Consider the following 9,448-nt stretch of genomic DNA (forward strand, 5'->3'; position numbering starts at 1 on the left):
GCTTCAGTCAAAATATCCCCGCCGGAGGCCAGCTACGGCGCAACCTGCGCCTAGATTGCCGAGGAATGCCCCGATTTCGAAAGATCGTACGCATCAAAGCTGCGCGCGATCATGCGCGTCAGCGGACGCCCCGCTTCGGGGATGAATAGCCCCGCATCGGAAACCTCGACCATATCTCCGAATACTTTTTGGGTGGCGGCGAACATATCTGCAAGACGCTCGGGCGTAACCTCGAATGCGCCAAGGATTTCGGCCCGATCAATACGGAAGTCGCACATCAGGGCTTCAATCATGCGCGAACGCAGCCGATCTTCGGCGGTGAAGACATGGCCACGCACGGTTGAAAATCGCTTGTCGCGGATTGCTTGGGTATGCGCCGAAGTGGCGGGGGCGTTTTGCGCAAATCCTTGCGGAAAGCGCGAGATCGACGAAGCGCCAAGCCCGACCAGCACCGGGGCCTGATCGTCGGTATAGCCTTGGAAGTTACGTTTCAGTTGCCCTGCCTTGAGAGCCTTAGCCAACCCATCGGTCGGGCGCGCGAAATGGTCGATGCCGATCTCGTCATAGCCTGCGCCGAGAAACAGTTGCCGCGCGGTTTCGAACAGGTGCAGCCGTTCTTGCGGTGTCGGCAAATGTTCGGTGGGAATCATCACCTGCCGCCGTGCCATCCACGGCACATGCGCATAGCCGTAGAGCGCCACGCGGTCGGGCGCGAGGCTGAGCAGCTTGTTCACGCTTTCGCTGATGCGCTCTTCGGTTTGGTGAGGCAGTCCATAAAGGATGTCGGCATTGAGCGAGGCCACACCGCGCGCGCGAATCATCGCGGCCGCAGCTGCGGTCAGTTCGTAGCTTTGTTCGCGCCCGATCACTTTTTGAATCTCGGGATCGAAGTCTTGCACGCCGATCGAGGCGCGGTTCAACCCTGCTTCGGCCAGCGCATCCATGCGCGCATCGTCGATTTCGTTGGGGTCGATTTCTACCGAAAACTCGGCGTCCTCGCCCATCGGCACGGCTTCGAAAACGGCCCCCGCGATGCGGCGGATCATGTCTGCGGGCATCAGAGTCGGTGTGCCCCCGCCCCAGTGCAACCGCGAAAGGGTAACGCCCGGTGCAAGCCTTTCTTTGAGCATTTTCAGCTCGGCTAGCAGCACTTCGGCATAGGCGCGCACCGGATCATCACTTTGCGTGCCCTGCGTTCGGCAGGCGCAAAACCAGCACAGCGTGCGGCAGAACGGCACGTGCATGTAGAGTGATATTGACGAGCCAGCCGGGATTGCTTCGATCCATGCCGCAAACTCCTTCGGGCCGACAGCGTCGGAGAAGTGTGGGGCGGTCGGATAGCTCGTATAACGAGGCACCCGTGCGTCGAAAAGACCGAGCCGGGTTAGTTGCGATTCCTGATTCATGCCGGTATCATTAGAGTCCGACGCGCAATAGAACCTTGACCCAAATCAAAGAGAGCCGATGACCCTCGAGGACAGCCTTCCGGCGTCGCCGTCTTGTGCCGATTGCCCGATACGGCACCGCGCGGTTTGCTCGCGCTGTGATGAGCGTGAATTGGGGCAGCTTGAGGAAATCAAGTACTACCGCAGCTTCGAAGCTGGCCAGATGGTGATCTGGTCTGGCGACAAGATGGATTTCGTGGCCTCTGTGGTGTCGGGTATCGCTACGCTGACACAAACGCTTGAAGACGGGCGCACGCAGATGGTGGGGCTTTTGTTGCCTTCCGATTTCGTCGGTCGTCCGGGGCGCGAGTTTGCGGCCTATAACATCAGCGCCACGACTGACCTTTTGATGTGCTGCTTTCGCAAGAAGCCGTTTGAGGAAATGATGTTCCGCACCCCGCATATTGCGCAGCGGTTGCTGGAAATGACGCTCGACGAACTCGATTCTGCGCGAGAATGGATGTTGCTGCTTGGTCGCAAGACCGCGCGCGAAAAGATTGCGAGCCTGCTTGCGATCGTGGCGCAGCGTGATGCGGCGGTGAAGTTGCGCACCCAGCGCGGACGGATGATCTTTGATCTGCCGCTGACGCGGGAGGCAATGGCAGATTATCTTGGGCTGACGCTCGAAACGGTCAGCCGCCAGATTTCGGCGCTCAAGCGCGACGGTATCATCGAGTTGGAAGGCAAGCGGCATGTCACCGTGCCCGATTTCGACCGTCTGCTGAATGAGGCGGGCGACGATGCCGATGGCGGGATGTTGACCTGATCCTGCGCAACCGGGGTTTTGTCGGGCAGCAGCGCTACCGGGCGGGTTTGGTACCCGCCCAGAGGATCGCGTGATTTAGTGAGACATGAACACCGGCACTTCGGCCATTTCCAGCATGTGCCGGGTGGCACCGCCCAAGATCGCTTCGCGGAAGCGCGAGTGGCCATAAGCGCCCATCACCACCATGTCGGCGTTGCTTTCGCGCACATGGCGATTGATGACGTCAGAGACCCGCGGCATCGTGCGCGCCAGCACCGAAACCTCGGCCTTGATACCGTGGCGCGCCAGCATCTGGCTGAGCTGGCCACCGGGGTCAGAACGTTCCGGCCCGTGCGAGGGCGGATCTATGATGGTGATATCAACAAGATCGGCTGCGCGCAGAATCGGCAGTGCCGCCCGAACCGCGGTAAGCGCTTCGGTGCTCTGGTTCCATGCCACAACGATGCGGCGCATGGCGCCTAGTTCCTTTACATGGTCGGGGATGACCATGACCGGGGCCTGGCTGTCGAACAGCGCGGCCTCGATAATGCTTTCAGCGTCTTGGGTACGACCTTCGCCGTAGGGCTTGGCCAGTACCACAAGGTCGGCAAAGCGGGCGCGTGCGCCGATAAGCGAGCCGATCGCCCCAAGCTGCGCCACCGCGCTTTCCGCAGACCAGCGGAGGTCTTCGGGCTCGAGCCGCTCGCGCACCCAAGCCTCGGCGGTCTTCGCTTCTTCTTCCGCGCGCTCGATGGTTTCCTGATGAATGAAGGCGGTTGCGCCTGCGTAGTAGTAACCAGTTTGCGTGCGATCGACGCCAAGGCAAAGCACCTCGAGATGCGCGTCTTCGCGGCGCGCAACTGCCACGGCGATGTCGATTTGCGATGCCGCCAGCGCCGAATCCGTCACGATCGTGAAGATCGATTTATAGCTCATGGACTTTCCTTCCATCACGGGCCGAGCTGGCCTACGTATGTGTTTTTAAGCAATTCTAAGGCGTAGCACTTTGACAGGGATCAATTTCTAGCACTCAAGCGCGGGTGGGTGCGACAAAACGGCTCAGGTTGGGGCTTAGACTTGATACAGATCAAAGAACCGAAGAGTGTCCGGGATAACAAGGGGCCAATCGAAAGACCTGTCCGGTCAGAAGACGTGGGCGGGCAGTGGCGAGACGAGGGGACACTTCAAAATGTGGGATTATGTTAAGCTGATTGCGCTGGGCGCCGTCGCTGTGATTGCGGCTTATGCTGCCACGCTGGCGCGAGATCCGGCCTATCTGGCCAACGCCATTGAAGTCGCTGCGGTAGCCGCGATCGCTTTTGGCTGGTTTTTGTTCACCTTGGGCAAGCGCAAGCCCGCGCCGGCCAACGAATATATGGATGATGTCATCCGCGCCGGGGTCATTGCGACGGCGGCGTGGGGTATCGTGGGCTTTTTGGTTGGGGTGACGATTGCCTTCGAACTGGCCTTTCCTGCGCTGAACCTGTCCAATGAAACGCTGGGTATGATGAACTTTGGCCGCCTGCGGCCGCTGCACACCTCGGCAGTTATCTTTGCCTTTGGTGGCAACGCACTGATCATGTCGGCGTTTTATGTGGTCCAGCGCACCTGCGCGACTAGGCTTTGGGGCAACGGGCTGGCTTGGTTCGTGTTCTGGGGCTGGCAGGTGATGATCCTTCTCGCCGCAACCTCCTATGTTCTGGGTGGGACCCAAAGCAAGGAATACGCCGAAACCGTCTGGTACATCGATTGGTGGATCGTGGTGGTGTGGCTTGCGTTTCTTGCCGTGTTCATGGGCACGCTTTTCAAGCGCAAGGAACCCCACATCTACGTGGCGAACTGGTTCTATCTGTCGTTCATCATCACCATCGCCATGCTGCATGTGGTCAACAACCTTGCCATCCCGGTATCGCTTTTCGGCTCGGTGTCGGTGCAGGTCACGGGTGGCGTGCAAGATGCGATGACGCAATGGTGGTATGGCCACAACGCGGTGGGCTTCTTCCTGACCGCGGGCTTTTTGGGCATGATGTATTACTTCGTCCCGAAGCAGGCCGAGCGCCCGATTTACAGCTACAAGCTGTCGATCATCCACTTCTGGGCGCTGATATTCCTTTATATCTGGGCGGGTCCGCACCACTTGCACTACACCGCGCTGCCCGACTGGGCATCGACGCTGGGCATGGTGTTCTCGATCATGCTCTGGATGCCCTCGTGGGGCGGCATGATCAACGGGCTGATGACGCTTTCGGGCGCCTGGGACAAGCTGCGCACCGACCCGGTCATTCGCATGATGGTGGTTTCGGTGGGCTTCTACGGCATGTCGACCTTTGAAGGCCCGATGATGTCGATCAAGGCAGTCAACAGCCTGTCGCACTACACCGACTGGACCATTGGCCACGTGCATTCTGGCGCCTTGGGCTGGAACGGCATGATCACCTTTGGTGCGCTCTACTTCCTGACGCCGCGGCTTTGGGCGCGTGAGCGGCTTTATTCGCTGTCTCTCGTTAGCTGGCACTTCTGGCTCTCGACCATCGGCATCGTGCTTTACGCCGCCTCGATGTGGGTGACCGGGATCATGGAAGGCTTGATGTGGCGCGAAGTGGATGCCAACGGCTTCCTCGTCAACGCCTTCGCAGACACCGTTGCCGCGAAATGGCCGATGTATGTGACGCGCGCAACCGGCGGGACGCTGTATCTGACTGGCGCGCTGATCATGTGCTACAACCTTTGGGCGACCGTCGCCAAGCAGCCCCGCAAGGAAGCTGCCGGTGTAGCCTTCGTTCCGGCTGAGTGAGAGGAGAGCAGACATGTCGATTCTCGATAAACACGCCGTTCTTGAAAAGAACGCCACACTGCTGCTCGTCGCCTCGCTTTTCGTGGTGACAATCGGCGGCATCGTCGAAATTGCACCTCTCTTCTATCTCGAGAACACGATCGAGAAGGTGGAAGGCGTGCGTCCCTACTCGCCGTTGGAACTGACGGGGCGGCAGATCTACATCCGCGAAGGGTGCTACAACTGCCACAGCCAGATGATCCGCCCGATGCGCGACGAGGTTCAGCGGTATGGGCACTACAGCCTTGCTGCTGAATCGATGTATGACCACCCGTTCCAGTGGGGCTCGAAGCGGACGGGGCCAGACCTCGCCCGCGTCGGTGGCCGCTATTCGGATGAGTGGCACGTTGGCCATCTGGTCGATCCGCAATCGGTGGTGCCGGAATCGGTGATGCCGAAATATGCGTTCTTGCTGAATGCCGAAATCGAGCCGACCTACATCGAGGACATGCTCAATACGCAGGCCTTCGTTGGTGTGCCCTACACGCCCGAGATGATCGCGGTGGCAAAGGCAGACTTCGTAGATCAAGCCGACCCGTTTGCCGATACAACGGGCCTTTTGGCACGTTACCCGAAGGCGCAGGTGCGCAACTTTGACGGGCAGGAGGCGCTGACCGAAATGGACGCGCTGGTAGCCTATCTGCAAGTCCTCGGCACGATGGTCGATTTCTCGACCTTCCAGCCTGATGCAAGTCGCTGAGGGCGGGGGATGGACCTTTACACCCTCTTGCGGGAGTTTGCAGATAGCTGGGTGCTTCTAGCGCTGGTGCTGTTTTTCATCGGCGTCGTCTTCTGGGCTTGGCGGCCCGGAAGCCGCAAGATGCACGAAGACTCTGCAAATATTCCCTTTCGTCATGATGACAAGCCCGCGGCGGCTGACAGCGTTGGCAGCAGCAACGGTGACTCCAAGCTCAAGGAGGCTCAGAAATGAGCAAGGCACCTGTAAAGACGACAAAACCCGGCGACGTTGCCACCACGGGTCATGAGTGGGACGGGATTCAGGAGTTCAACAACCCGCTACCACGCTGGTGGCTTTGGACCTTCTATATCACCATTGTCTGGGCGATCGGCTACTCGATCGCTTACCCCGCGTGGCCGCTGATAAAGGGCGCAACTCCGGGGCTTCTGGGCGCATCGACGCGTGCTGACGTGGCGGCCGAGATCAAGCGCTTCGCAGACGCAAACGCCCCGATCGAGGCAAAGCTGGTTGCCACAGACCTGACCGCAATTTCCGAGGACAGGGATTTGGCGTCATTCGCGGGAAATGCCGGCAAGGCTGTGTTCGCGACATGGTGCTCGCAGTGCCACGGTTCGGGTGCCAACGGCGCGGTGGGCTATCCCAACCTGCTGGATAACGACTGGCTCTGGGGTGGCGACATCGAGGCGATCTACGCGACGATCATGCATGGCGTGCGCAACACCGAAGACCCTGAAGCGCGCTATTCGGAAATGCCGCGGTTCGGCACCGATGGGCTGCTGGAAGAAGCGCAGATCGGCGAGGTGGTGCAATATGTGCGCCAGCTTTCCGGAGAGTCGCACGATGCCGCCAAGGCCGAAGCGGGTGCAGTGGTGTTTGCCGACAACTGCGCAGCTTGCCACGGCGACGACGGAACCGGCAACCGCGACCTTGGTGCGCCGAACCTGACCGACGCGATCTGGCTATATGGCGGCAGCGAAGCGGCATTGACCCAGACCATCGCAAACGCCCGCTTTGGCGTGATGCCGTCTTGGGCACCGCGGCTGTCTGAAGCCGAAGTTCGCTCGGTCGCGTTTTACGTCCACAGCCTCGGCGGCGGCGAGTGATCTAACCGGGGTGGGCTTTCGAGCCCGCCCTGCAGGTGGCATCGGCACCGCGATATGTTCGCGCGTTTCGGCGGGGCCGATGCCATCTGACCATTGCATTCCGCGCAGGCAGCGGCGCGGTTGAATTGGGAAAGCACGTGAGTTCTTTGCCGAGAATTGATACATCACAAATAGGCCAATATTGATTCAGGTCAATGCCGCTGCCCATCTGCGGCGCCAACTGCTATTTGGCGCCGCCAATATCGGAGACACCCCGTGAGCCAGACCGACCCATCCGAGACCCCGCTTTATGCCGCCCGCGCGCCGGTATTTCCGCGCAGGGTTTCAGGTAGCTTTCGCACCCTGAAATGGTGGCTGATGGGGATGATGTTGGGGATTTACTACCTGACCCCTTGGATTCGCTGGGATCGCGGCCCGACGCTACCCGATCAGGCGGTGCTGCTGGACCTTGCGAACCGGCGCTTTTTCTTCTTCATGATCGAGATCTGGCCGCACGAGTTCTACTTTGTCGCCGGGCTTTTGATCATGGCGGGGCTGGGTTTGTTTCTATTCACCTCGGCGCTGGGGCGGGTCTGGTGCGGTTATGCCTGCCCGCAGACTGTCTGGACCGACCTTTATCTGCTGGTTGAGCGCTGGATCGATGGCGACCGCAACGCGCAACTGCGCCTTTGGCAACAGAAATGGAACCTGCACAAGATCGCGTTGCGGGCGACGAAATGGTCGATCTGGTTGTTGATCGGGGCGGGCACGGGCGGTGCTTGGGTGTTTTACTTTACTGACGCGCCGACGCTTCTGGCGAACCTGCTGCACGGAACCGCGCATCCTGCGGCATATCTCTGGATCGCGATTCTGACCGCCACGACCTTCATCTTCGGCGGTTTCATGCGCGAGCAGATTTGCACTTATGCTTGCCCATGGCCGCGTATTCAGGCCGCGATGATGGATGAAGACACCATAACCATCGCTTACCGCGAATGGCGTGGCGAACCGCGCGGCAAACACCGCAAGGCCGAGGGTGCCAGTGAGTTGGGCGACTGCATCGACTGTATGGCTTGCGTCAACGTCTGCCCGATGGGAATCGACATTCGCGATGGGCAGCAGCTTGAATGCATTACCTGCGGGCTTTGCATCGACGCATGTGATGCGATGATGGACAAGGTCGGCAAGCCGCGCGGGTTGATCGGCTACATGGCGTTGAAGGACGAACCTGTCGAGCGCGCCGGGGCAAAGCCCCAGCATGTCTGGAGGCATATCTTCCGCCCCCGTACGACGCTGTATTTCACGCTTTGGTCGGGCATCGGCATTGCCTTGATTGTGATGCTGTTCCTGCGCCCGCCATTCGAGTTCAACGTCACGCCGGTGCGCAACCCGATGTATGTGCTGCTGTCGGATGGTTCGATCCGCAACACCTACGAAGTGCGCCTGCGCAACAAGCAGCTCAAGGAAACGACGCTGGAAATCACCATGACCGGTGGCGAAGATCACGATTTTGCGGAACACTCGGACGATGTGGAACTGGTGCTGGAAGGGCAGGAGACGAATGTGGTAACCGTTGCACCAGATGAAACGCTGACTCAGCGTGTCTATGTCACCGCTCCGCGCGGCTCGGACCTTGCTGACGAGCGCCGCACCGATGTCCGGTTCTGGCTGCGCGATGTCGATGGCATAGACCGGGTAAGCGCCGACAGTGTGTTCAACGGAAAGGACAACTGATCATGGCTGCCCCTCTGACAGGCCGAAAGGTGCTGATCATCACGGTTTCCGCGTTCAGCGTGATTATCGGGGTCAACCTGTTCATGGCCTACAAGGCCATTGGCACCTTTCCGGGGCTAGAGGTGGCAAACTCTTACGTTGCCTCGCAAACTTTTGACGCCGATCGCATGGCGCAAGAGGCGTTGGGTTGGGTGGTGCACCCGGTCTACGCGGGCGGTGTGCTGACCATCGCAATCCGCGATACGGCGGGCCTACCCGCTGCGGTGGCCGATCTGAGTGTCTTGGTCGGTCGCCCGACCTCGGTGCGCGACGATCAGGTTCTGCGGTTCGAGTTGGCGGAAGGTGTTTATACCGCGCCGGTCGCACTTGGGCCGGGCAACTGGCTTTTGCACCTAGAGGCGCGCGCTGCGGATGGCACGCTGTTCCGCCAGCGGCTCGATTTCATGGTGCAGGGGTAGCGCGATGAGCGCGATCGTCGAGCAGGAAGACATGCGCATGCAGGCATCGGCGTGCCCGGCCTGTATTGCAGCACCTTCCGCCGAACGATTGGCAGCCGCCGCTGCGCCACGCGATGCGCGGTTGATGTTGTCGCTGCCAACCGCGCATTGCGCCGTCTGCATCACGGATGTGGAGCGCGAATTGGCGCGCCATCCCGGTGTGCGCTCGGCCCGCGTGAACCTGACCCTGAAACGCGTTTCGGTGGATGCAGACCCCGACGTGCAGGCCGCAGACCTAGTCGAGCGATTGGCGCAGATCGGCTATGAGGCGCACGAGCTAGACCCCGATGTGCTGAGCGCCACAGAGGCCGACAAGCGCGGTCGCGACATCCTGATGCGGATCGGCGTTTCCGGCTTTGCCATGATGAACATCATGCTGCTGTCGGTCGCCGTCTGGTCGGGGGCAGAGGCC

10 protein-coding genes are annotated in these 9,448 nt (G+C 60.2%); 8 read left to right on the forward strand and 2 right to left on the reverse strand.

Features of this window, described 5'->3' with window-relative positions; genetic code table 11:
- Positions 1–50: 50 nt before the first annotated feature.
- Entirely contained in the window at positions 51–1,406 is a 1,356-nt protein-coding gene (gene hemN, locus ABY403_RS00905) for an oxygen-independent coproporphyrinogen III oxidase (RefSeq protein WP_372837654.1), read from the reverse strand.
- 58 nt (positions 1,407–1,464) lie between these two features.
- Between hemN and fnrL the strand changes: the two genes are divergently transcribed.
- Complete coding sequence (gene fnrL / locus ABY403_RS00910) at positions 1,465–2,211, forward strand: transcriptional regulator FnrL (RefSeq protein ID WP_372837656.1); 747 nt, start codon at positions 1,465–1,467, stop codon at positions 2,209–2,211.
- 75 nt (positions 2,212–2,286) lie between these two features.
- On the opposite strand, the gene ABY403_RS00915 is transcribed toward fnrL, so the two are convergent.
- The gene (locus ABY403_RS00915; RefSeq protein ID WP_372837658.1) at positions 2,287–3,126 is read right to left on the reverse strand and encodes a universal stress protein; all 840 of its coding nucleotides are present in this window, start codon (positions 3,124–3,126) and stop codon (positions 2,287–2,289) included.
- A gap of 253 nt (positions 3,127–3,379) precedes the next feature.
- Between ABY403_RS00915 and ccoN the strand changes: the two genes are divergently transcribed.
- From ccoN to ABY403_RS00950, 7 genes are all read left to right on the forward strand, one after another.
- A complete protein-coding gene (ccoN, locus tag ABY403_RS00920) occupies positions 3,380–4,984 on the forward strand; it encodes a cytochrome-c oxidase, cbb3-type subunit I (protein ID WP_372837660.1) in 1,605 nt (534 codons plus the stop codon).
- Between the two features lie 13 nt (positions 4,985–4,997).
- Positions 4,998–5,723 carry a cytochrome-c oxidase, cbb3-type subunit II gene (gene ccoO, locus ABY403_RS00925; protein ID WP_372837662.1) on the forward strand — a complete coding sequence of 242 codons (726 nt, stop codon included), beginning with the start codon at positions 4,998–5,000 and terminating at the stop codon, positions 5,721–5,723.
- 9 nt (positions 5,724–5,732) lie between these two features.
- Positions 5,733–5,954 carry a cbb3-type cytochrome c oxidase subunit 3 gene (locus tag ABY403_RS00930; RefSeq protein WP_372837664.1) on the forward strand — a complete coding sequence of 74 codons (222 nt, stop codon included), beginning with the start codon at positions 5,733–5,735 and terminating at the stop codon, positions 5,952–5,954.
- Positions 5,951–6,826, forward strand: a complete 876-nt coding sequence (gene ccoP / locus ABY403_RS00935; RefSeq protein WP_372837666.1) for a cytochrome-c oxidase, cbb3-type subunit III — start codon at positions 5,951–5,953, stop codon at positions 6,824–6,826. The genes ABY403_RS00930 and ccoP overlap by 4 nt, the downstream gene beginning before the upstream one ends.
- Before the next feature lie 255 nt (positions 6,827–7,081).
- Positions 7,082–8,539 (forward strand): cytochrome c oxidase accessory protein CcoG, encoded by a 1,458-nt coding sequence (gene ccoG / locus ABY403_RS00940; RefSeq protein WP_372837668.1) that lies wholly within the window; start codon positions 7,082–7,084, stop codon positions 8,537–8,539.
- 2 nt (positions 8,540–8,541) lie between these two features.
- Positions 8,542–8,997, forward strand: coding sequence for a FixH family protein (locus ABY403_RS00945; RefSeq protein WP_372837670.1), 456 nt, complete (start codon positions 8,542–8,544; stop codon positions 8,995–8,997).
- A gap of 4 nt (positions 8,998–9,001) precedes the next feature.
- The coding region (locus ABY403_RS00950) for a cation transporter (protein WP_372837672.1) at positions 9,002–9,448 on the forward strand (447 nt) is incomplete at its 3' end.

This window comes from Phaeovulum sp. (assembly GCF_041596715.1).
In the GTDB taxonomy this organism is placed as follows: domain Bacteria; phylum Pseudomonadota; class Alphaproteobacteria; order Rhodobacterales; family Rhodobacteraceae; genus UBA6213.